This is a genomic window from Costertonia aggregata, assembly GCF_013402795.1.
Lineage (GTDB): Bacteria > Bacteroidota > Bacteroidia > Flavobacteriales > Flavobacteriaceae > Costertonia > Costertonia aggregata.
The window spans coordinates 1,317,754-1,340,846 of record NZ_CP058595.1 but is presented as its reverse complement, the minus strand read 5'-3'; the positions used below and the strand labels follow the sequence as shown (position 1 = coordinate 1,340,846).

Annotated in this window: 27 protein-coding genes and 1 tRNA gene; 16 read left to right on the top strand and 12 right to left on the bottom strand. The window is 39.2% G+C overall.

Features of this window, described 5'->3' with window-relative positions; translation table 11 throughout:
• Nucleotides 1–20: 20 nt before the first annotated feature.
• The 5 genes from HYG79_RS06180 (at nucleotide 21) to HYG79_RS06160 (ending at nucleotide 4,262) form a co-directional block, all read left to right on the top strand.
• The gene (locus HYG79_RS06180; RefSeq protein ID WP_179241245.1) at nucleotides 21–1,112 is read left to right on the top strand and encodes a sensor histidine kinase; all 1,092 of its coding nucleotides are present in this window, start codon (nucleotides 21–23) and stop codon (nucleotides 1,110–1,112) included.
• Nucleotides 1,113–1,114: 2 nt separating this feature from the next.
• On the top strand, nucleotides 1,115–2,440 hold the full coding sequence (locus HYG79_RS06175) for a sigma-54-dependent transcriptional regulator (protein ID WP_179243488.1): 1,326 nt from the start codon (nucleotides 1,115–1,117) through the stop codon (nucleotides 2,438–2,440).
• A 212-nt stretch (nucleotides 2,441–2,652) separates the two neighbouring features.
• A complete protein-coding gene (locus HYG79_RS06170) occupies nucleotides 2,653–3,081 on the top strand; it encodes a GreA/GreB family elongation factor (protein WP_179241244.1) in 429 nt (142 codons plus the stop codon).
• A gap of 41 nt (nucleotides 3,082–3,122) precedes the next feature.
• Nucleotides 3,123–3,482: a hypothetical protein gene (locus tag HYG79_RS06165; protein WP_179241243.1), complete on the top strand. Its 360-nt coding sequence runs from the start codon at nucleotides 3,123–3,125 to the stop codon at nucleotides 3,480–3,482.
• Between the two features lie 144 nt (nucleotides 3,483–3,626).
• Nucleotides 3,627–4,262 carry an MCP four helix bundle domain-containing protein gene (locus HYG79_RS06160; RefSeq protein WP_179241242.1) on the top strand — a complete coding sequence of 212 codons (636 nt, stop codon included), beginning with the start codon at nucleotides 3,627–3,629 and terminating at the stop codon, nucleotides 4,260–4,262.
• 90 nt (nucleotides 4,263–4,352) lie between these two features.
• On the opposite strand, the gene HYG79_RS06155 is transcribed toward HYG79_RS06160, so the two are convergent.
• From HYG79_RS06155 to HYG79_RS06110, 10 genes are all read right to left on the bottom strand, one after another.
• Entirely contained in the window at nucleotides 4,353–4,652 is a 300-nt protein-coding gene (locus tag HYG79_RS06155; protein ID WP_179241241.1) for a hypothetical protein, read from the bottom strand.
• Nucleotides 4,653–4,835: 183 nt separating this feature from the next.
• Nucleotides 4,836–5,132, bottom strand: coding sequence for a ribosome hibernation-promoting factor, HPF/YfiA family (gene hpf / locus HYG79_RS06150; protein WP_179241240.1), 297 nt, complete (start codon nucleotides 5,130–5,132; stop codon nucleotides 4,836–4,838).
• A gap of 66 nt (nucleotides 5,133–5,198) precedes the next feature.
• Nucleotides 5,199–5,639: a nucleoside deaminase gene (locus tag HYG79_RS06145; protein WP_228027942.1), complete on the bottom strand. Its 441-nt coding sequence runs from the start codon at nucleotides 5,637–5,639 to the stop codon at nucleotides 5,199–5,201.
• Between the two features lie 9 nt (nucleotides 5,640–5,648).
• Nucleotides 5,649–6,281 carry an NADPH-dependent F420 reductase gene (locus tag HYG79_RS06140; protein ID WP_179241239.1) on the bottom strand — a complete coding sequence of 211 codons (633 nt, stop codon included), beginning with the start codon at nucleotides 6,279–6,281 and terminating at the stop codon, nucleotides 5,649–5,651.
• Nucleotides 6,282–6,598: 317 nt separating this feature from the next.
• On the bottom strand, nucleotides 6,599–7,618 hold the full coding sequence (locus HYG79_RS06135) for an AI-2E family transporter (protein ID WP_179241238.1): 1,020 nt from the start codon (nucleotides 7,616–7,618) through the stop codon (nucleotides 6,599–6,601).
• Between the two features lie 8 nt (nucleotides 7,619–7,626).
• Nucleotides 7,627–7,866 carry a DUF7218 family protein gene (locus HYG79_RS06130; RefSeq protein WP_179241237.1) on the bottom strand — a complete coding sequence of 80 codons (240 nt, stop codon included), beginning with the start codon at nucleotides 7,864–7,866 and terminating at the stop codon, nucleotides 7,627–7,629.
• A gap of 142 nt (nucleotides 7,867–8,008) precedes the next feature.
• A complete protein-coding gene (locus HYG79_RS06125; protein ID WP_179241236.1) occupies nucleotides 8,009–8,752 on the bottom strand; it encodes an SDR family oxidoreductase in 744 nt (247 codons plus the stop codon).
• Between the two features lie 217 nt (nucleotides 8,753–8,969).
• A complete protein-coding gene (locus tag HYG79_RS06120; RefSeq protein ID WP_179241235.1) occupies nucleotides 8,970–9,872 on the bottom strand; it encodes a YihY/virulence factor BrkB family protein in 903 nt (300 codons plus the stop codon).
• Nucleotides 9,873–11,222, bottom strand: a complete 1,350-nt coding sequence (locus HYG79_RS06115) for a dihydrolipoyl dehydrogenase family protein (protein WP_179241234.1) — start codon at nucleotides 11,220–11,222, stop codon at nucleotides 9,873–9,875.
• Nucleotides 11,223–11,277: 55 nt separating this feature from the next.
• Nucleotides 11,278–11,904 carry an SDR family oxidoreductase gene (locus HYG79_RS06110; protein ID WP_179241233.1) on the bottom strand — a complete coding sequence of 209 codons (627 nt, stop codon included), beginning with the start codon at nucleotides 11,902–11,904 and terminating at the stop codon, nucleotides 11,278–11,280.
• A gap of 298 nt (nucleotides 11,905–12,202) precedes the next feature.
• Between HYG79_RS06110 and HYG79_RS06105 the strand changes: the two genes are divergently transcribed.
• The 5 genes from HYG79_RS06105 to HYG79_RS06085 all read left to right on the top strand — a co-directional run bounded on the left by HYG79_RS06105 (nucleotide 12,203) and on the right by HYG79_RS06085 (nucleotide 14,517).
• On the top strand, nucleotides 12,203–12,364 hold the full coding sequence (locus tag HYG79_RS06105; protein ID WP_179241232.1) for a hypothetical protein: 162 nt from the start codon (nucleotides 12,203–12,205) through the stop codon (nucleotides 12,362–12,364).
• Nucleotides 12,365–12,752: 388 nt separating this feature from the next.
• A complete protein-coding gene (locus tag HYG79_RS06100) occupies nucleotides 12,753–13,367 on the top strand; it encodes an RNA polymerase sigma factor (RefSeq protein ID WP_228027980.1) in 615 nt (204 codons plus the stop codon).
• The gene (locus tag HYG79_RS06095) at nucleotides 13,367–13,558 is read left to right on the top strand and encodes a hypothetical protein (RefSeq protein ID WP_179241231.1); all 192 of its coding nucleotides are present in this window, start codon (nucleotides 13,367–13,369) and stop codon (nucleotides 13,556–13,558) included. Before HYG79_RS06100 ends, HYG79_RS06095 begins: the two co-directional genes overlap by 1 nt.
• A gap of 24 nt (nucleotides 13,559–13,582) precedes the next feature.
• Nucleotides 13,583–14,401, top strand: coding sequence for a mechanosensitive ion channel family protein (locus HYG79_RS06090; protein ID WP_179241230.1), 819 nt, complete (start codon nucleotides 13,583–13,585; stop codon nucleotides 14,399–14,401).
• Between the two features lie 44 nt (nucleotides 14,402–14,445).
• Nucleotides 14,446–14,517: transfer RNA gene (locus HYG79_RS06085), tRNA-Arg, on the top strand.
• A gap of 83 nt (nucleotides 14,518–14,600) precedes the next feature.
• On the opposite strand, the gene HYG79_RS06080 is transcribed toward HYG79_RS06085, so the two are convergent.
• Entirely contained in the window at nucleotides 14,601–15,296 is a 696-nt protein-coding gene (locus HYG79_RS06080; RefSeq protein WP_179241229.1) for a hypothetical protein, read from the bottom strand.
• A gap of 478 nt (nucleotides 15,297–15,774) precedes the next feature.
• On the opposite strand from HYG79_RS06080, the gene HYG79_RS06075 reads away from it, so the two are divergent.
• From HYG79_RS06075 to rimK, 6 genes are all read left to right on the top strand, one after another.
• Complete coding sequence (locus HYG79_RS06075) at nucleotides 15,775–17,223, top strand: arginine decarboxylase (RefSeq protein ID WP_179241228.1); 1,449 nt, start codon at nucleotides 15,775–15,777, stop codon at nucleotides 17,221–17,223.
• Between the two features lie 24 nt (nucleotides 17,224–17,247).
• Entirely contained in the window at nucleotides 17,248–18,186 is a 939-nt protein-coding gene (speB, locus tag HYG79_RS06070; protein ID WP_179241227.1) for an agmatinase, read from the top strand.
• The gene (locus tag HYG79_RS06065) at nucleotides 18,173–19,150 is read left to right on the top strand and encodes a deoxyhypusine synthase family protein (protein ID WP_179241226.1); all 978 of its coding nucleotides are present in this window, start codon (nucleotides 18,173–18,175) and stop codon (nucleotides 19,148–19,150) included. Before speB ends, HYG79_RS06065 begins: the two co-directional genes overlap by 14 nt.
• A 2-nt stretch (nucleotides 19,151–19,152) precedes the next feature.
• Entirely contained in the window at nucleotides 19,153–19,476 is a 324-nt protein-coding gene (locus HYG79_RS06060) for a hypothetical protein (RefSeq protein ID WP_179241225.1), read from the top strand.
• An 84-nt stretch (nucleotides 19,477–19,560) separates the two neighbouring features.
• Entirely contained in the window at nucleotides 19,561–21,087 is a 1,527-nt protein-coding gene (locus tag HYG79_RS06055; RefSeq protein ID WP_179241224.1) for a bifunctional GNAT family N-acetyltransferase/carbon-nitrogen hydrolase family protein, read from the top strand.
• A gap of 3 nt (nucleotides 21,088–21,090) precedes the next feature.
• Nucleotides 21,091–22,458, top strand: a complete 1,368-nt coding sequence (gene rimK / locus HYG79_RS06050) for a 30S ribosomal protein S6--L-glutamate ligase (protein ID WP_179241223.1) — start codon at nucleotides 21,091–21,093, stop codon at nucleotides 22,456–22,458.
• On the opposite strand, the gene HYG79_RS06045 is transcribed toward rimK, so the two are convergent.
• On the bottom strand, nucleotides 22,448–23,083 hold the full coding sequence (locus tag HYG79_RS06045) for a collagen-like protein (protein ID WP_179241222.1): 636 nt from the start codon (nucleotides 23,081–23,083) through the stop codon (nucleotides 22,448–22,450). The two genes, rimK and HYG79_RS06045, sit on opposite strands and share 11 nt — an antisense overlap.
• Nucleotides 23,084–23,093: the final 10 nt, after the last annotated feature.

Sequence of the window (23,093 nt, the reverse complement as noted above, 5' to 3'; positions counted from 1 at the left end):
TTGGATAAAAATTTGAACAAGTGCACACCACAGAACAAAAGTTAAAAGAACGTATTAAAGAGCTTACCTGCCTCTATGAGGTTACTTCCTTGATAGTAAATTGTGATTACGATAATGTCAAAACAGCATTAAAGGGTATCGTACAATGTCTTAAGCAAGCATGGCAATTTGATAGCGATACCTATGTTGTGCTAAAAACCGGAGAGTATATTATCAAAACCGCAAAAAAAGAAAATACATATGTTTTTTTGGAATCCCCCATAACTATTTTCAATAAGGCCCAAGGAAGCATCAAGGTAGGCTATCCCGTACCCAAGTACACATTGCAAGATTTTTTGAAAGAGGAACAACAGCTGTTGGACAATATTTGTCTAGAAGTGGGGAACCTTTTGGAACGAAAGGAAATCAAGGAGAACGAGGTACGTGTTCGTAGGCAGGTAGAACAATCTGACCGCTTACGCATATTGGGCGAGATTACTGCAGGCATTGCCCATGAGCTCAATACTCCAATGGCCAATATCTTAGGATTTACCGAACTCTTAAAAGATAGGGTCAAAAATGATGCTCAGGCGGTTAAAGATTTGGACAAGATTATCAACAATACCATTTTTTCAAGGGAAGTCGTTAAAAAACTCATGTTCTTCGCTTGTGAGATGCCACAGGAAAAAGAAACGGTAAACATTGTTCCCATTATAGAAGATGCCATTGATTTGATGCGAACTACATTGCGCCAAAATGGGGTTGCTTGTAAATTGATTACTTCCAAAAAATCCGTACCGTTACGTATTGACAGGATACAACTGACCCAGGTGCTGTTCAACTTGATTGTAAATGCCGTATACTTCTCACCTGAAGAGAGTACCATATTGGTAGAGGTATATGAAGAAACGAATAAGGTGGTCTTAAAAATAGCTGACGAAGGCTGTGGAATTTCCCCAAAAAAAGCACCACATATATTTGAGCCATTTTACACGACCAAACCTATCGGAGAAGGATCGGGACTTGGTCTAAGCGTAGTACATGGTATTGTTCAAAGCCATCATGGAAAAATCTCCTGTACCCAAAATACACCTACAGGTACTATCTTTACCATTGAATTTCCTAAAGAATAGATATTTTGCTAAAAAGGGAAAATATATTATTGGTAGATGACGATATCCAAATCTTGGAATTGTTACAGCGACATTTAAAGTCTATGCAATACCATACCTACAAGGCGGTTTCGGTCAAAGAAGCGCTATTTATCCTTAAAGACACCAAAATAGACTTGTTGATTACAGACATCAACATGCCAGAGGTAAATGGTATTCAGCTGGTAAAATATGCAGCCGAACATTATCCCCATATGCCCAAATTGGTTGTCACGGGCTTTCCCTCAGTTGAAGATGCATTGAACGTTATCAAATCTGGCGCAACGGACTATCTGACGAAACCGTTCACCAAATCTGAACTTGAAGCAGCGGTTAAAAAGTCTTTCGCAAGCGTACCGTCCCAAAAATCAATTTCAACCAAAACTGGCAAGCCCGCTGCAAATGTATATACCGATATGATCGGAGAATCGGAAGCATTTCAAAAAGTGGCCGAAATTATAGATAGGGTCAAAGATAATAGGGCTACGATATTGGTCCAGGGCGAGAGCGGTACCGGAAAAGAGCTTGTGGCCCGAGCCGTTCACTATACAGGTAAATTTGCCCGAGCTCCCTTTATTGCGGTAAACTGTGGCGCTATTCCTGAAAATTTGCTAGAGGCAGAACTTTTTGGATATACCAAAGGTGCTTTTACGGGCGCGAACGAAAACCGTAATGGTTTTTTTCAAGCGGCCAATGGCGGCACTATTTTTTTGGACGAAATCGGTAACGCCCCATTATCGGTACAAAACAAGTTACTTCGGGTATTGCAAGAAAAGGAGGTTACAAAAGTAGGCTCTCAAAAATCCGAAAAATTGGAAGTTAGGATTATTGCGGCGACCAATAGCGATTTGGAAGAGCTTATTGCCAAAAAAACCTTTCGCGAGGATCTGTACTACCGCTTGAGTGTAGTTGTCATTAAAGTACCTCCCTTACGGGAGCGCTCTTCCGATATTCCGCTTCTTGTTGTAAAATTTGCTAGAAAATACGGTATTGAATATAAAGATCGGTTGGTGCGCATATCGCAAGATGCCATGGGCATCTTGGAGAGATATTCATGGCCGGGCAATATTCGTGAACTTGAAAATGTCATACAGCGTGCCGTTATCATGTGTGATGGTGAGATTACCCTACAGCAATTGCCCGATACGCTAAAATATAAAATCAACTTCCCTAAAAAGAGCCTAAAGACCCTACGCGAAAAAGAAAGGGAGTATGTTGAAAAAGTACTTTCATTGATGGGCGGCAATAAGACCAAGGCTGCTAAAATCTTGGATATTGACCGTAAGACCCTGCGCGAAAAACTAAAGTAAATGCCGGGGAATTTTTCCCCGAACGGGAAAAAATTCCCCAATTCTATTTCACTTTTTATATTCCCTAAATTAATTTAAATACTTGATTATCAAACAATTGAATTTAATTCATGTGTTGTTGGCATATCCAATGGCATAGACTTTGTCTTTAGAGAAAGCATAAATCCAAACAATGTCATATCTAGCAAAGAGAATGGTAGTAAAGTAAAATTATGAAGTACAGCAACCTGATTTTGGAGAAAAGGGATTTTGTGAAGCTCAAGCGTATTTTAAACGTTCATCGATATTATGAAGATTATGCCCATAAAGATGCTCTAGAAAGATTAAAAGAGCGAATCGAAGATGCCTTGGTCCAAGACGAAGAAAATGTTCCGGACGATGTTGTACGATTAAATTCGAAGGTAACGGTAATTTCAAGAGATGGAAAAAGTCAGGTTTTTCATTTGGTCCCGCCGTCAGAAGAAAACATCAAAGAAGGCAATATATCGGTCATAAGCACTTTGGGGGCCAATTTGATAGGTCTTGCCGTTGATGATACCGTTCAAATAGGTATTCCATCAGATTTCAAGTCCTTGAAAATTATCAAAACAAAGCGTTCGCACCAATTATCGTCCGATCCCTATTCAGAAATAGATTTTTAAACAGTGCAATAAATAGTATGTATTAACCTTAAATGCAATTTATGAGAAAGTTATTTTTAGCAATTGTATTCGTTATGGCCTCTATCAACACAAATGCACAAGATGCCAAGTCCCTAGAGGTAAAAGTAGGCGATGTATACGAAATAGGTCGCCCAAACGCTCCAAAGTATAAGCATATCGATTTTCCAAGACCTAATTTCATCATTAAAAAAGGCGGTATAGCCAATTATAAAAGAGTTGAAGGTCATAAAGTGGTAATAACCTCTATGAAAGAAAAAAGAGATGGCACATTACAGGTAAAAATCAAAAGAGCCGATGGTAAAAAGTTTTTTAACAGCCATAGTGTGGTATCGGCAGATTTTAAGAATGCGCTAAAATCCGGTGAGCTAAACACATTATAGTTTGGTTGATGTCATCCGCCTGGTTTCTCGTTTTTTGGTTTGTTCAAATGAATGGTTGGCTTGAGGGCCGGGCGGATTTTCACTATGCTGAATACCTGTAATGAAACCCATAAAAGAAATAGATAAAATCAAAAGAACTTAAAAATGCCTAAAAAAATGACTTTAAAACAGCGATTTCATGCAGGTTTTATTTTGGCCCTGGCATTTTTTTTGGTCTTTGCTTCCAATAGACTGAACCGAAGAAACTTCTCAACAGTAGAACATACCGTTGACTCGGTTTTTGAGGACCGTGTGGTCGCGCAAGAGTATATTTACAGATTGAACAATCTGTTTCATAAAAAAGAAATGCTTTTGGCTTTGACACCCTTGGAGAAGAACAACGTAAGGGTTACCGCTAAAATCAAAAAACTCTTTTCCGATTTTGAGATGACCCGACTTACATCCGAAGAAAATATGCAGTTTGCCAATTTGAAAAAAAATTATACCAAACTGCAAGACTTGGAGGAAAGTTTTTTCAAAAGTCAAAATACCCTAGATATCAAGACCAAAGAGGCAATGATCGGGGTTTTACGCAAAATCAGTGAAAATCTAGACAAGCTTTCTGAGGTGCAACTTTCCGAAGGCCGTAAATTAACTCAACTGTCAAAGAAATCGTTGCACATGAACCAATTGCTCTCAAAGCTTGAGGTTGCGTTCTTGATCATTATAGGACTTCTTTTGTTGTTCATTATTTTTTATAGGGAAAAATCTAACGTGAAATTCATCGAAGAAGACTTTTGAAATGGTTCCCAACAATTTATAAAGCATAACGATTATAATGTCAAGTTCGGCCCATAGTTGATTAAATTAGGCGTGATGGTATTTCAACCACTAAGAATTCTTATCAAAGTTGGCCCGTTCTGGGGCTTCAAGGTTTTCGTTGCGTTCACTACCTTGGGCGTATAATTTGTTTTCTTCATCTTTGACTCCCTGACTAGAAGTAAGATTAATGGTATTTCTTCCCGGTACATCCAAATCTTTTCCCGAGAAGTCTATTTTTTTATCTCGTTTTTGTAGAAGACGGTCATCTTTTTGGTTTATACTCAGTCCTTTCTTTCCCAAAGCCTGTAAATCTTGTTCATTAATTTCCGGGTCGTATGGTGTACTTAAATTTTCTTTTTTGCTTTTCATAAGTGTTTTATTGATATTTAGAAAGGTTGTTAAAATAAAATGGCCTTGATATTTTGTAGATTATCAAGGCCATTTAAACCAACCAAACCAACTATTGTTTTTATATATCTAAATTTAATTAGCGGTTTTGATACATATTGACCTAATCCGTAAGGTCATTGCCGCATTTGGTCACAATGCTACTTAAGACCCTTTTTTTCCTTTGTATTTACGCAATTGATCTTCCAAATCACGTATGGTTTCGGCAATGGCCGCTTCAAAATTATCGGCATTGGTTGAAGCGAATATTCTTGGCCCGGGCATACTCAGGCGAATATCGCATATCTGTTCCTTGTCATCCAATCGATTTTGAATCTTAAAAAAGACATCGGCACGATGAACAAAGCTGAATTTTTTATGAAGGTTATGTAACTTTTCCCGAGCGATGGTTTCTAACCTTTCGCTAGCGGTCACATCGTGATATTCGTATATTATTTGCATCAATTAAGTATTTGGATTTTAATCTTGTATCGGCAGAAATCTATCTATTTGATTTCTTTATAATTTTCAATCCCAAACCGCAATAGCTTCCTCTCTGAGCAGTTGCACCATATTGAATTCCCTATGCCTATTTTCTGTATTGGATGCGTAAAACATATCGGAGTACACATACCCATGTTCTTTAGCGTCTTGGGCCGAAGCTCCAAAATAAATTGTTTTGAATTTTGCCCAATAACAAGCTCCCAAACACATCATGCAGGGTTCGCAACTGGTGTAGAGAACACAGTTTGATAAGTCTTTACTTTTCAGAACTTGACAAGCCTTTTGAATGGCCGAAAGCTCGGCGTGTTGTGTACAGTCCTGTTGTGATTTTACGGTGTTATGCACTTCAACAATACTAGTGCCATCACATACAATGACCGCACCAAAAGCACCACCACTACCTGCTTTGCCCTCTTTGGCCAAAGCAATGGCCCGTTGCATAAAAAATTCGTGGTTTATTCTCATTTGTCTAAGTTACTTTGAACGTACCGCTTCTAAAAGTTCTGATTTTGAAACGGACATGCCGTAAATTTTTTCATTGGGATCCATTATTTTGGTATCGGTCAAATTACCTATGTACACTGTGTCAAAACCTATATCCTCTATTAATTTTTGTACAATGGCTTTACTCGCCTCATCTTGTGCCGCAAAAGGTATGGCCAATTTGTCCTGTGATCGGAAAGCACGATCACGTAGATGTTCTGCTTTAATGGTGTTGAAGGCCTTAGCGGTCTTTGCGGTACTAAATTTCATGGCGGTGTACTCAGATGCATTGTAATTGGCATCCCTTACTTGTTGCGCCATTTCCCCATCACGCTGGGGATAAGGATTGGTAGCATCTAAAATAACACTGTTGGCGTACTCACCGGCATACAGCTCAGAAATCTTATCGATTGCCTTAAAGGGCATGGCTAACAGATATACATCGGCCTTTGCTTCAAAGGCATCTGTTACGCTAACCGCTTTTGCATTCTCTCCTGCCTCTTTGACCAAACTTCCCAATTCCTCGGGATGCCTTGAACTGAACATGACCTTATGACCAGCTTGCGCCCAGTGTTTCCCCAAATTTCCTCCAATACTTCCACTTCCTATAATTCCTATTCGCATAACTATTTTTATTTTGCCCCATGTCAACAGGGAATGTGTTCAACTAAATCCCACTTGTTTTTTACGTTAAGGTTACACGAAGTACAACCTATAACGATAATCTTTTTTTTTGAATTATTGTATAATAATACGATTTAACTATCGTCTTGATTAATCCGTTCCCTTTTAGTCTTGATGTTTTTGAGATATGACATTCACTTTAGCCAAATAGCTGTCTATAACATTTTTTTGATGCAAATTCTTTATGTGAACATTATTTGTATTCTATTTTGAGCAGTCCAGAACATGGAGCGGTTAGGGGCAGAAAACGGTGAAAACTATAATTTTTCATTTTCTTGACCATACTCGTTTTTGTAGATGCGAACCACAATAAGAAACAGGCTTATGAGTAACGGCCCAAAAATCAAACCGATGAAACCAAAAAGAGGTACACCCACCAAAACTCCGATCAATGTGATGAGTGGGTGAACATCGTCCAATTTTTCGAGAACATACAGGCGCAAAAGATTGTCAGTGGCACCTACGATAACAAGACCGTAAATTAAAATGCCCCAAGCTTGGAAGGTGTCCCCGTTGGACAAGGCCAGTAGAAAAACGGGAATAGTACCAAGCGGGCTACCTACGAAAGGAATCATTGAGCCTACGGTAACGATGGCTGCCCAAAAGAACGGATCGGACACTCCAAAAATCAAAAAACCTATTAAACCCATGATTCCTTGGCCCAAAGCAACTAGCGGAATACCCAGGGCATTCGCACGAACCTTTTCGTTGGTTTCACTGCCAATAGCCTTTAGATTTTCATCTTTAATGGGAATATACTCGTACAGGGAAACCTTTAATGTTTTACGGTTGGTCAGCATAAAGAACAATAGAAAATACATCAACGTTATGGCAATCAGCATATTGAATGTGCTACCTGCAAAGTTTTGAAGATTATTGGATAACCAAGTCGTAATGGCACTTGTATCTATTTCAGAGGCCATATCAATATTAAAATACGACTCGGCACGCTGTAATTGTGATTTAGTGGCATCAATTACTTTTTGTGAATTATCAACCGCATATTGCACCTTACTGCCCATCATGAAACCTAGCCCAACAATTGGAACCATTATGCATAAAAAAGAAAGTACCATTAAAAAGGCAGCCGCTATTTTGGCAGGCCACCCTTTAACGACCAATTTTTGCATTGGTTTTCTCAAAATAACATATATGGTAATGGCTCCCAAAACGCCGCTCAGATATGGCAGCATCTCCTGAAATATGAGTGCTCCCATCAATATGATGAGCATTAGGACAAAAATTTGCCTTATCACATGTGGGCTGATATATTTCATAGAAGTTCTCAATGCTTTCGCAAGGCACGTATCAAATCTTCCTTATCCATCTTCGACCTACCTTCAATCCCAATTTTTTTTGCTTGTTCATAAAGTTCACTTTTTGTGCGTTCTTCATACTTTGAAGCCTTTCCGCCTTTTTTACTGGCATTGTTGGTATTGGCTATTCGGGCTGCCTTTTCCTTGCTGTATCCCTCTTCGCGAAGGGCCTCGTACTGCTCTTCGTTTTTTATGCTTGATCTTTCCATAGTGTTTATCGTATTTTACGACCCAAGCATACCGTTTACGTATATAAGGTAAAATATGACCATTACCAAGAAAATACCGGCAATGATATAGTTTCCTATGGGGCGCTTTTTATGGTTCATAGCTTGTATCTTGATTTTTTTGTTACCGTTGTTGTTCTGTGGGCATAATGAATACATCATTGATATTGGCACGCGCAGGTTGTGCCAAAGAATAGTAAATAGCTTCTGCGATATCCTCGGCTTGTAGAAAATCCATCTTCTGCATTTCTTTGAACTGTTTTTTAATGTCCTCATCGGTAATGGTATCCATAAGTTCTGTAGATACGGCACCAGGTTCTATAGAAGTTACATTTATCCCGTATTTTGGGGCCAATTCCTGTCGCAAACCTTCGGAGAACATTTTTACTGCAGCTTTTGTAGCACAATATACCGCACCACCCGGAAAATAGTTATGGGCTGCACTTGAAGCGATGTTGATGATGTGTCCACTTTTATTTTCTATCATGGTAGGCAATACGGCTGCAACTCCGTTCAACACGCCTTTAATATTTACATCTACCATTTTATCCCACTCATCGGTCTTTAGTTTTTTTACATAGGATAGGGGCATGAGCCCTGCGTTGTTTATCAGGGCATTTATGGTTCCGAACTCGGATAACGTTCTTTCAACGACGGTTTCAAAATCTTCTTTTTTGGTAACATCTCCCGTTACTACTAAAGCTGTACCATCGTTATTTTTTATATTTTCTGCCAAATTGTTCAAACGTTCCTCACGTCTTGCGGTAAGCACTACTTTTGCACCTTTTTCGGCCAATTTGTTTGCTGTAGCCTCTCCTATGCCACTTGATGCTCCTGTAATAATGACCACATTATCTGTAATATCCATATCTGATTTTTTTAAGTTTCTTGTAGAGATGAATTTTTCATCTCAATTTCATTCTTCTCAAAAGTGAAGATTTATTGGGGAAATCCTTAATGACATCCATTTAAAAATTGACTCAATAATGGGCGTTTAAACACTTCAATGCCTTATTGGAATTATAGGTTGGTTTTTTACAATGCCTTATGGATTTGTCATCAAACAATGTATTCTAAGAAATAGATTATTTTTTCACCGCCAATTTACTAGGTTCAATGCCTTCCCCATATCTCTTGGCATATACGTAGGTGAATTCAGCTCCGAAAAATAGAATGAGCGAAGAGTACGATACCCATAAAAGAACAAGTACGATAGTTCCCGCGGCCCCATAGGTCGAGCCTGGATCCGCTTGTCCAAAATAAATGCCCAATAACAGTTTCCCGATAACAAAGAGAACGGCGGTCAGTATTGCTCCGATCCAAACGGTTTTCCAACGGATCTTGGCATCGGGGAGGTATTTAAAAATCAATGCAAAAAGAACCGAGATTATACCTACGGAAAGTATAAAATCCAATGTGTAAGCCAAGTATACCAAAACATCGGGGAGTGCTTCCCGTATAAAATCGTTCAAGGCACTAATTGCCGCCGTGATTATAAAACTGACCAAGAGCAAAAACCCAATGACCAAGATAAAGGCAAAACTCAATGCACGATCGGTAACCACTTTCCAGATTTTTGCTCTAGGGTTCGGGGCTATGTTCCAAATTTCATTTAAGGAAACCTTTAATTGATAAAAGACCCCCGTAGCACCAACGAGCAAGGTTGCTATGCCGATAATGGTTGATATCGTATTTTTTTTAGAGTTTCTAGTTTCCGTCATAATTTGTTCTATTGCGACCGCTGCCTCTTTGCCCAGTGCGGTCGAAAATTCATTGGTCAATTGGCCTTGAACAATTTCGACGCCCCAAACAGCACCGATTACATTTACGATAATCACGAGTAATGCCGGTAAGGAGAGTACGGCGTAATAGGCAACGATAGCACTCAGTCGAAAAGGGTCATCGGCCATCCATGCTCTAAAGGTTTGAGCGATTAGTGATGGAAGATCACCAATCTTGAATTTATCGGCAAGTTTTTCTGATTGCATCTACATCATACTTTTGATGTCGTAGGACCATGAGGGATAAGTAAAAATCATTTTTCTTAATTGCTCTGAAGTCAAATCGTTATTAATGGCCATGGCAAACAAATTAATGGTTTCCGCTGCGTTGGCGGAAAGTAGATGTGCACCAACGATGGTCTCGGTTCGCTCGTTAATAATGATTTTATAAGCGTAGGCAGACTCCTGCAATCGTTTTGCGTTAAACCATTTGGGAACTGATTTGTAGTTTACCTTGATATTTTTATAGCGTTTTTTGGCTTCTTCTTCTGAAAGTCCGACCGATGCCAAATGGGGAAGAGTGAATACGGACGAAGGTATAACAGGGGTATCGATTTTCTTTTTATTCCCATGAACTATATTTTCGGAGACCATGTGGCCTTCCAGACCAGAAAGAGGGGTCAACGGTAAACTATGGTCGGTGACATCGCCACAGGCATATACGTTTGCATTTGATGTGCTTTGAAGATATTTATTTACTATGATTCCTTTTTCGGAATATGCTACGTTCCCTTTTTCTAGTTCCAATTCATACATAGCGGGAATTCTACCAGCCGTGTTAAAAACCATTTTTGCTTTCAAAGATTTCTCTTTTCCTTCTGACTGATAACTTATGTTAAGATTTTTACGGAGCTGTTCTATTTTTTTGATTTCAGCATTGAAAATAAAAGTTATGCCCAGGTCTTGAGAAACGTTTTTTAGATGTTCGACCAAATTGGGGTCAAAATTTTTTAGTGGTCTTTCGCCACGCTCGATAATGGTTACCTTACTGCCCGCCCTTGCGGCCATATGGGCAAACTCCATACCAATGTAACCTGCGCCTATGAAAACAATGCTTTTGGGTATTTTCTTAAGCTCAAGAAAATCATCACTGGTTTTGAGGTGGTGGCTACCTTCAAAATCCAATAGTCTAGGTATTCGCCCTGTGGCGATTACTATTTTATCGGCTTGTACCGTTTTACCCTCAACGACCAACGTGTTATCGTTAATGAATTCAGGATTTTGATGGTATAGGTGAATTCCTAAATCTTTCAATTTACTCTCAGTACCTGCCGGTACCGGTGAAGTAAATTTACGCTTGAACTTTTGAAGTTGCTTCCAATTTAAGGATGCAGTAGTTGTAATGCCTTTTCCCTTTAAATTGTTGGAGCGCTCCCAAACTTCGGTTGCGGCCAAAAGTACCTTTTTCGGGTCACACCCCCTATTGGCACAGGTTCCTCCGAAAATACGATTATCGGCTATAGCGACCTTAAATCCATTTCTCGCACAGGTTTCGGCGACGGTCTGTCCTGCACTACCGCTTCCGATTACAAATACATCAAATTTCTGGCCTTTCATAGAGTTCAAATATTTTGTAAAGTGCAACAGTCATAGCGGGCTTACGCTGAAAATTTTATACCTGTTCCAATGCTTTTCCGATTAACATATCACCTTCCAGAATTTCAAAAGTTTCGTTGGGTGCGGCATCGTCGTGGAGCACTCTTACCAAAGTTTGTGCAACATCGTCCCTGCTGATAGAACCTTTCTTGTTTAAGCTTTTATCTAGAATTATATGGCCTTTTCCTTTTTCGTTGGTAAGACTTCCCGGCCTTACTATCGTATAAGTTAAATCACTTTTCTTTAAATATTCATCGGCGTTATGTTTGGCCTTTAGATAATCTTTTAGCTCATCTGCACTTTCTGGATGCTCGGCGCCCATTGAACTTAACATTACAAACTTTTTAATCGGTTTTTTTAGGGAAGCATCTATTAGTTTTTTTGCTCCTTCTTGGTCTACTTCGATTACTTTTTTACCTCCTGAACCGGCAGCGAAAACTATTTTATCAATATTTTTTACCGCATGTGAGATATCATTTTCCAAATCGCCCAAAACAGTTTCGACCCCATCTTTTTCAAATTGCCCAACCTGTTCTTCTTTACGAACCATTGCAATAGGATTAAAATATTGCGATTCTTTTAAAAGGGTTACTATTTTTTTACCTGTGGTACCATTTGCACCCGCTACTAATACATTTTCCATTATCGTCTTTTTTCAAAGGTGTAACTACTTTTGAATTTGATCTAATGCAAAGCGGTTTTGTCTTGACTCTTTTGGGAAACTTCCACTGTTCACTAAGCTTTACGCTGCTTTTTTTGTTTTGCTGGCCTTTGCGATAGGGATTGTTGATTGTTCAAGAAAAAAATATGTTAAAATTTACAATAAATACATGATAATCAAATAGTTAAAAATAAAATATAATTTTTGAATGTAAAAATGTGACCTGCGAATAAAAACGGTGTCTCAATAAATAGAGGGTTTAATCATAAAGTAGTTAGTTATGGAAAGTTTATGTGGGGATATTATGATAGGAGTGCTTTTGGGTTTTGGTATCGCTTCTTTTTTAGTGTCCATTTATTTTTTGGTTCCCGTAATATCGGGAAAAAGAAAAAATGAGAACGGTGGTATCAAAAATGACCAAAAGTTAAAATCCACTGAATGAAGATGATAAAGGGACAAACTATGCTAACACTAGCCATGTCCCCTGCCAACCAACTATTTATGTGCTTTGCACAAAGATGTATTGGTGATTTTTGAAAGGTTGTTTTTTTTTGATTGATGAAAAATGATGTTTTGTTAAGTTGGTTGGTTAAAGACCCCGGTCTACCGGGGTCTTTTAAAAAAATATTCTGCTTTTTTACTTAAAAGCAATTTGATATTGATTTACACATAATGAAAAATGAACAGATGGTATAACGAATGAAATTTTTAGGTTGACTAATTACTCAAAACGTTCCCCCCGTTTGCTTAGGGCTTCATTAAGATGGTTCAACTATCCTAAATGGAGCTCTTTTGTTTAAATTGCATTATAAATTAGATGCATAGTGGGTTTGTTAAAGTGGCTATACTTGGTTTTAGTGGGAAAAAGGCCCCAACAGGGAACATATTCCTATGATGGCCTATCGGACGAGGAATTGGTCGGTAAAATAACAAAGTCCAATAATGCACTACTGTTTGGGGTGCTATATGATAGGTATGTAGAAAGAGTGTACAATAAATGTTATGGGTTCTCAAAGTCGGAAAAAGAGGCGGAAGATCTTACCCAAGATGTTTTCCTGCTCCTTTTTGTAAAACTTGCCAGTTTTAAGGGGATGTCAAAATTTTCGAGCTGGTTATACTCATTTACGTATAATTTTTGTGTGAACTACGTAAATCGTGACAAGGCACGTAAAATGAGGGATAATTCTACCAATATTGAAGACAAAGCCCATGAACTTCCTGTTGATGTGCCAGATAAGGACATATTGGAAATGCGTTCTGGTAAATTAAAAAGAGCATTGGATCGCATTGATGCAGAGGACAAAAGTATTTTATTGTTGAAATATCAAGACGATGTTTCAATAAAAGAGCTGGCCGTACTTTTGGAAATAGGGGAAAGTGCGGTTAAAATGAGACTTAAAAGGGCAAAGGCCCGCATTGTGGAAATATATAATACACTACCGTAATGGCAAAGAAAAAAGAGAATCCATTTAAAAAATTGGAAGAATCCATAAAAGAGGTTCCGCCCCACATGAAGAAAAAAGTCATGAACGATGTGGCTACGGCAAAACTGATTATGGAACTAGCTTCTTTATTCACGATAAATGTAAAATCATTGATAGCGGGCATGTTCAAAACCAACCCCAATGTTGAATAAATTAATCAAGTAAAACTATACATTATGGAAGATATTGGAAATTTAGCGACCAAATCACTTACCTCTATACTTGAGGACATCGTAGGTGTTTTACCCGGTATCCTAGGGGCTATCATTGTAATAACCATCGGTTGGATCATCATCAAGATCATTGCCTTTGTATTAAAGAAAATCTTGAGATTGGCAAAAATCGGTAAGTTGTCCGATAAGATAAACGATGCCAAATTGTTCGGTGATGAAAGTGAGGTTAAAATTGATATTTCCAAACTTATCATTGGTTTTATCAAAGGCTTTTTGTGGCTCACTTTTATTATTGTGGCCTCCGATGTCATGGGGCTGGACATCATCTCAACCGAAATCGCTAACCTGTTACGCTATTTGCCCGTACTCCTTAGTGCCATTGTGATCTTTATGATCGGTATGTTCGCTGCAAAACTTATAAAGAACGCACTGGTGAATATTTTCGACTCAATGGGTGTGGGCGGTTCCAAGATCGTAAGCGGTATAATTTACTATATCATATTGATTTTTGTGATGGTGACGGCACTCAATCAAGCGGGGATAGATACTGCTATCATTACCAGTAACATCACCATGATATTGGGGGCTTTTTTATTGGCCTTTGCCATAGCCTTGGGCCTTGGGGCCAGAGAAGTGGTAGGCGATTTGCTGCGCACCTTTTATGCCCGTAAGAGTTATGCCATAGGAGACAAAATAAAAACCAAAAAAGTAGAAGGGACCATTGAAGATATCGATAGTATTTCGGTAACCATAAAAACCGAAAAGGGAAAAATTGTATTGCCCATCAAAAAATTGACCGAAAACACCGTAGAGATAGAGTAGTTGCTTTTATCAAAATAATTCTATTTTTGTAATCGATAATTTTAGGCCTCGTAGTTCAATGGATAGAATAGAAGTTTCCTAAACTTTAGATGCAAGTTCGATTCTTGCCGAGGCTACTTTTACAGCTAAAGAGCAAATTTTGGGTTCAAGTAAAACCCGACCGTCCCATTGAAAATGATTTTCGCTTACCACTTACCACTTATTGCCGTCTCCCCCAAATCTCGTACATAGGTTCTCCCTTGCTATTTTTTCCGGTATGGTGCCAATCGTCTCCTTTCAACTCATAATTGAATTCTAGCGAAGCGCCGACTCTGGTATTGTCACGGGAGAAAAACGTTATGTTTTCGGTGTAGACCCCATTTTCTGAAGTATAGGTGCCCCCGCCAGTTCCAAAGAATTTTGAAGTATCGGTATTGTAGGCTACCCTTTGAAAATGGCCGTCCATCAAAAACTTCAAAGTCTTTCTATTGTTTTCTTCCCCTCTGCGTTCTTGCCCGGTATCAGGGCCTCTTGTTGCAAAGAGCCATGCACCGTCCAGTTCTTGATTTTTGTCGGGAAGTCGCTCAAAATATAGTTTGTCGAACCAATGTAACATTAAGCTATCCCTATTTGTCTCAAAGGTTAGGGGTAATTTTAGAATGGAATCATTGGTATAGTTTGAGTTGAATTCCAACAATACAAAAAGTTTGTCTTTGTAGGTTTCGGGAAAACCTCCAAGCGTCCGTATAAATTTAGGTGGGTCAATTTCATATTCGGAATAGATAAAATAGTCGTCATTGATTTTTACCTCATGTCTTACGTTTTCGATATCGGTAGCATACGTACCTGGTTTAATTTGGGCATTTGCGTTGATGCATATGCTCAAAGCAACAAAAAAAACAATTCTAAAAAGCATTTTATTTGAATTTAAAAATGAAAATAAAACATAAAGATATAAAATCAATATATTAAAAATCAATTGGTTATATTGTAATTTGAATGCAAATATTTTTCCCGGTAACATTTTGTCGTTATTTGTTTTGAAAAGCTTGTTTTTTCATTTTTTTTGTTTTCATTTGCGCTCTCAAAATTAGTGGTTACATTAATTTGGGAAAAGCTCTTAGCTGAACATCATGCGATATGTTTCTATGTTCGGGCTTTGTGGAATTAGGGAGTCAAACCGCAAAGCAACCTATCAGATAGGTGACCGAATTTTAAAGCTAACTTCCGATTTAAATACCTCAATTGTGCAAAGCCAGCACAATTACTTTTTTATTCCTACCACCCAGGAACAGATTCTTATTTGATTTTGATACATCATGTTTTCTTAACATGGTACACAACTCTTCTTGAGATTTTTTGACGACTTTCAATTTTTTAAATATTTTTCCTAGATGAATACAAAATATATCGATTTAATCGAACAGACCTATTTTTTCCCACAAGATGAATTTACCTTGAACGGGGATTACCTACAATTTCATGGTATAGACCTTCAAGAACTCATAGTGAAGTACGGTAGTCCGTTAAAGTTTACCTATTTGCCCAAAATTTCCGAAAATATTGGCAGGGCCAAAAACTGGTTCGCCAATGCTATCGAAAAAAACGGTTATCAAGGAAAATATCATTATTGCTATTGTACAAAAAGCTCCCACTTTCAGCATGTGTTGCACGAAGCGCTCAAGAACAATATCCATATAGAGACTTCCTCTGCCTTTGATATCAATATTGTGGAGCAGCTTAAAAGTGTTGGTAAAATAAAGGACGATACTTTCGTTATCTGTAATGGTTTTAAACGTGCCCAGTATATAGAAAATATTGGTAGGCTGATAAACAACGGGCATCGTAACTGTATTCCTATCATTGATAATTACGAAGAAATTGATTTGCTTTCAGATGTTATCGAAGATGATTTTCAGGTAGGTATTCGTATTGCATCAGAAGAAGAGCCCAAGTTCGAATTTTACACTTCTCGCCTGGGCATTGGTTACAAGAATATCGTTCCGTTTTATGAGAATCAGATCAAGAACAATGAAAAAGTAGAGTTAAAAATGCTACACTTTTTCATTAATACGGGAATAAGGGATAATGCCTATTATTGGAATGAACTGGTCAAATGCCTAAAAGTATATGTCCGCTTAAAAAAAATATGCCCGTCTTTGGATAGCTTGAATATTGGCGGCGGGTTCCCCATTAAAAATTCGTTGGCTTTTGAGTACGATTATCAATATATGATCGATGAAATCATCAACCAAATCAATATAACCTGTGCAGAGGCAAATGTTCCCGTGCCGCATATTTTTACTGAATTTGGAAGTTTTACGGTCGGCGAGAGTGGTGGTGCCATTTATGAAATCCTATATCAAAAGCAGCAGAACGATCGCGAAAAGTGGAACATGATCGACTCCTCTTTCATTACGACCCTACCTGACACCTGGGCCATAAACAAACGGTTTATCATGCTGCCTATCAATCGTTGGAACGATGAATACGAGCGCGTGCTGCTTGGCGGACTCACTTGCGATAGCGATGATTATTACAACAGCGAGCAGAATATGAACGCTATTTACCTGCCCAAGTACAAACGCGACAAACCACTGTATATCGGGTTTTTCAATACGGGAGCATATCAAGAAACCATTGGTGGCTATGGTGGGTTACAGCATTGCTTGATACCGCAGCCCAAACATGTTTTGATCGATAGGGACGAGGAAGGCAACTTGGTGACCAGTCTTTTTAATCCACAGCAAAAAGCAGAAGATTTATTAAAGATATTGGGGTATGGTACCGCAGGGATAACAAATAAAAAACAACAGGAGACCGATTTTGTTTCTAAACAATAAATTTACCTTAAACAATATATTACAATGAACACAAAAAAGAATTACGCAGGTATCGCTGACGAATTCGCACAATTGGAGACCGCAAAAGTGGTTTTGATTCCCGTTCCCTATGACGGTACAAGTACTTGGGGCAAAGGCGCAGACAAAGGTCCACAGGCCTTTTTGGAAGCTTCGGAAAATATGGAGCTCTATGATATCGAAACCGCTTCAGAGGTATATGAACAAGGTATACATTTGACTGATGCCATTACCGAGAACAGCTCACCGGAAGCCATGGTCAATGCCGTGCATAAGACCACGAAAGAGTTTATCAAGCGCAATAAGTTCGTTACCCTTTTTGGCGGGGAACATTCCATCTCAATCGGGAGTATTCGTGCCTTTAATGAATGTTTTGATAATTTGACCGTATTGCATATTGATGCCCATGCCGATTTGCGCGAGTCGTACGACGGCACAAAGTTCAACCACGCTTGTGCCGTACACGAGGCTGCCCAGACCACCAATTTGGTGCAGGTCGGGATTCGCTCTATGGATGCTATCGAGAAAACCTTTATGGACGAGGAAAAGACATTCTTCGCCCATGATATGGTCAATGATGAATATTGGATGGATAAGGTGGTAGAGGCCATGACCGATAATGTGTTTATCACCTTTGACCTAGATGCGTTGGACCCTTCCATTATGCCATCAACAGGTACACCGGAACCGGGTGGATTGCTCTATTATGAAACCCTTGAGTTCTTAAAACAGGTTTTTGAAGAAAAGAACGTAGTGGGTTTTGATATCGTAGAACTTTGCCCCAGTGAAACGGACAGGTCCTCGGACTTTTTAGCGGCAAAATTATATTATAAAATGTTGAGCTATAAGTTTATGGGGCAAGATGTAGATAGTGATTATGACAATACGTATGACGTAGACTTTAAAAACAATAACAGTACAAAATTTGAAGATGAAGAAGACTAAAGGGGCTATTTCCCATTTTATCGAAAAATATTATTTACACTTTAATGCAGCGGCCTTGGTCGATGCGGCTAAGGGGTACGAAACACAATTAAACCAAGGTTCAAAAATGTTGGTTTCTTTGGCAGGGGCCATGAGTACGGCCGAATTGGGCAAAATATTCGCTGAAATGATACGGCAAGATAAAGTACACATCGTTTCGTGTACTGGGGCCAATCTGGAAGAGGATATCATGAACCTTGTAGCCCATTCGCATTATAAACGTGTGCCCAACTATCGTGATTTGACACCGCAAGACGAGTGGAATTTACTAGAAAAAGGGTTGAACCGTGTGACCGATACCTGCATTCCCGAAGAGGAAGCTTTTCGCAGAATACAAGAACATATCGTAAAAATCTGGAAGGACGCCGAAACCAAGGGCGAACGCTACCTACCGCATGAATACATGTATAAATTATTGCTCTCGGGCGTACTGGAGGAATATTACGAAATAGATTTGAAAGATTCTTGGATGTATGCCGCAGCGGAGAAAAACCTGCCCATTGTTTGTCCCGGTTGGGAAGATAGTACCCTAGGCAATATTTTTGCCTCTTATGTTTTAAAAGGGGAATTAAAAGCAAGTACCATGAAATCGGGTATCGAGTATATGACGTTTTTGGCCGATTGGTACACCGATAATTCATCCAAAGGTATTGGCTTTTTTCAGATCGGTGGCGGTATTGCGGGTGATTTTCCTATTTGTGTGGTGCCAATGCTCTATCAAGATATGGAGCGTACCGATACCCCGTTTTGGAGCTACTTCTGTCAGATAAGCGATAGTACCACAAGTTATGGTTCATATTCCGGGGCGGTACCCAATGAAAAAATAACATGGGGAAAGTTGGATATCGACACCCCTAAATTTATCATAGAAAGTGATGCGACTATTGTGGCTCCCTTAATTTTTGCTTACCTTTTGGATATGTAATTATGGATAAACACGCACATTTAAAAAAGGTAATAGTAGACTTCAAAAAACTAACGCCAGAGGTTTTGAAACTAACGGTTCAACGGTATCCCGATGGGTACGATGATAGGGATATCATTTCGTTCAAAAACGCAAACGGGGAACGGGTTGAAGCGGTTGAGGTATTGACCAAGGATACCAAATATCTGGTCAAAATCAGTGAAAAATTGGAGTACACTATGGAGAATTACGATGAATCCGATTACGAGGATTTTGATGAAGATGACCCAGAGGCAGTGGTCGAGCCAAATCCAGAGGATATGGTAGATGGCGATGATGAAGACTAGTATTAAAATGTATCTATAACCTAAAATACAAGAGGTAAAAGGGGATTTTCATAGTGGGAATCCCATTTTTTTATTCTTAACCTTATGAAAATAGAAGAAATTGAGAATATAGAATTAAAGTTTTTAGACCTTGAAGATTATCAAGATTTGAAAACGGCAATGATTTCTGCTTATACCAACATGCCCGGTGCGTATTGGAAAGAAGCGCATATAAAATCGTTGATAGATAAATTTCCTGATGGGCAAGTGGTTATAAAAATAAACGGAGAGCTAGCGGGTGTCGCACTCTCTATAATTGTAGATTATGACACTTTTGAAGACGACCATACCTATGAGCAAATCACCGGTAATTATTCTTTTAACACTCATAATAACGAAGGTGATGTGTTATACGGTATCGAGGTTTTCATAAAGCCACAATTCCGTGGTCTCAGGCTGGGACGTAGATTGTACGATTATAGAAAGGAACTTTGCGAAAAATTAAATCTAAAAAGTATTCTTTTTGGGGGCCGTATGCCAAACTACCATAAGTATTCGCAGGAATTGACTCCCAAAGAATATATAGCCCAAGTGAGAAGAAAAGAGATTCAAGACCCCGTGCTTAACTTTCAGATCAGTAATGATTTTCATCCTGCGAAAGTATTGAAAGGCTATTTGCCAGGTGATGAAGCCTCTAATGATTATGCTATTTTGATGGAGTGGGATAATATTTATTATCAAAAACCCACTAAAAAAGCCGCAACCAAAAAAACCATTATTCGGTTAGGGTTGATTCAATGGCAGATGAGGCCATACAAAGATTTGGAGGAACTTTTACAGCAAGCCGAGTATTTTATAGATGCAGTGTCGGGTTATCGATCCGATTTTGCGCTGTTCCCTGAGTTTTTTAATGCCCCTTTAATGGCTAAGGACAACCATTTATCTACTCCCGAAGCTATTCGCGAACTCGCCAAACATACCCAGGCAATCGTACAGAAATTTTCTGAATTTTCAATATCGTACAACATTAATATCATTACGGGGAGTATGCCGGAGGTGATAGATGGCAGGTTGTACAACGTTGGCTATTTATGTAGACGTGATGGTAGCATGGAACGTTATGAGAAACTACATGTTACTCCCGATGAAGCCAAAGTGTGGGGTATGCAAGGGGGTAACCAGTTAAAGGCTTTTGATACCGATTGCGGAAAAATTGGAGTGCTGATCTGTTACGATTCCGAATTTCCTGAATTAAGCCGATTATTGGCAGATGAAGGTATGGATATTCTTTTTATCCCCTTTTTAACGGATACCCAGAACGGATATTCAAGAGTACGGCATTGCGCTCAGGCAAGGGCTATTGAAAATGAATGCTATGTGGCCATTGCGGGGAGTGTAGGCAACTTGCCCAATGTTCAGAATATGGATATTCAGTTCGCACAGTCCATAGTGTTTACGCCCTGCGATTTTTCATTCCCTACTAACGGTATAAAGGCAGAGGCAACGCCAAATACCGAAATGATTCTGATAGCTGATGTAGATATAGATCTGTTGCGGGAACTTAACCAATTTGGTGCGGTACGGAATTTAAAAGACAGGAGAAAAGACATTTTTGAACTTAAAAAAAGATAAGTATTGGATTTAAAGATTATTGGTAGTGAAGAGTGGTGCATATTTCAAGAGTTGGGAATTCCGGCCATAAAGGCACGTGTGGATTCCGGCGCAAAAACATCGTCTATACAGGCGACCAATCTAAAGGTATATGCTAAGGGAGCCCAGGAGTGGGTAAAATTCGAGGTAAACCCCTTACAAGAAAACAGGAGCATCGCCATTGAGTGTGAAGCGCGTTTGGTAGATCGGCGTATGGTCAAAAGCTCGTCAGGGATTTCAGAAGAGCGTTTGGTGGTCAAAACACCTGTTACCTTGGGCGATGCCGTTTTTGATATTGAACTCACTTTGGCCAATCGCGATACTATGGAGTTTCGTATGCTATTGGGCAGGGAGGCCATTAATGAAAGGTATATTGTGAATTCGGCACTTGAATATCAAATACAACGCTTTACCGATGCCGATATCGATGAAAAATACAAATCCTTTTACAAGGAAAAAACAGGATTGAAAATTGCTTTGTTGGCCAGTAATCCCAATTTATACAGCAACAAAAGATTGATTGAAGCGGCAGAGGCCAGAGGGCACGAAATTCAATTTTTGAACGTTGAGCTGGCCTACATGAAATTGGATGCCCGTTCGCCCGAGATACGATACCGTGGCGGGAACATACTCAATGAGTTTGATGCGGTAATCCCACGTATAAAACCTTCGGTCACTTTTTATGGTTGTGCCCTGATCAGGCAATTTGATAATTTGGGTGTCTACTGTCAAAACTCTGCTGAAGCCATTACCCAATCTCGGGACAAGCTCTTTGCATCGCAATTGTTTTCAAAAAACGATATTCATATTCCCATAACCGGTTTTGCAAAATCTCCAATGGATACCAAAGATTTGATAAAAATGGTAAACGGTGCCCCACTGATTATCAAACTGTTGGAAAGCACTCAAGGGAAAGGAGTAGTATTGGCCGAAACCAACAAAGCTGCGGAAAGTGTCATCAATGCCTTTAAAAGTGTGAACACCAATATTTTGGTACAGGAATTCATCAAAGAGGCCAATGGGCAGGATATTCGCTGTTTCGTGGTCAACGGTAAAGTAGTGGCGAGTATGCAACGGCAAGCCGAAAAAGGGGAGTTTAGGGCCAATATTCATCAAGGTGGAAAAGCATCGATAGTTAAAATTACCTCCGAGGAGCGAAAGCTGGCGCAAAAAGCTGCCAAAATCCTTAATCTGGCCGTGGCCGGGGTAGACATTATCCGCTCTAATAAAGGTCCTTTACTTTTAGAGGTGAACTCCTCTCCCGGTTTGGAAGGTATTGAAAACGCTACCGGTAAGGATATCGCCAATGAGATGATTATGGCCATCGAAAAGAAACTGAAGTTTAGTATTTGATATTGAAATAAGTAGCCAACTGATTGTAGGAGCTCACATCTATGCCAGCTGAAATCAACTGTGCGGCTATTGTTCGTTTACCACTATTCTTTTGTGACGGACTATTTGGTGGTGGTATAAGTACGTACCGATATTCCTGTATAAAATTCAACTTACGCCTTGAATTGTCTAACGTACTGGCATAAATTAACAATCTACTTTGAGCTTCTTCCGAAGAAAATACCACTGTGGAAAAATCATTTTTTACAATGTTCCTGAATATGAACGGTAGTTGAAAAGTATCTGTCAATCTTTCATTGACCACCCTTCCATAGACCAATACTATTCCACCTTCGGTACTACTTCTAAAAATTTCTTCGTGTTCCGCTGGGATTAGTATACTGAAATTTGTAGAACGTTCTTCTTCGTCTCCAATCTCCGTTGGAAACCAATTGGAGAATATTGTGTTCGGAAAAGCATCTTCGCCATCCACACCATCTTGCCCATCTGCTCCATTTTGCCCTGTGGGTCCTTGTTCTCCTTGTGCACCGTCTACACCGTCTACACCATCTTCTGGACTACAGGATGCCACAATTAGAGCGATAAACAAAATTGGATAGATACTCTTTTGTAATTTTATTTTCATCATCGTTTTA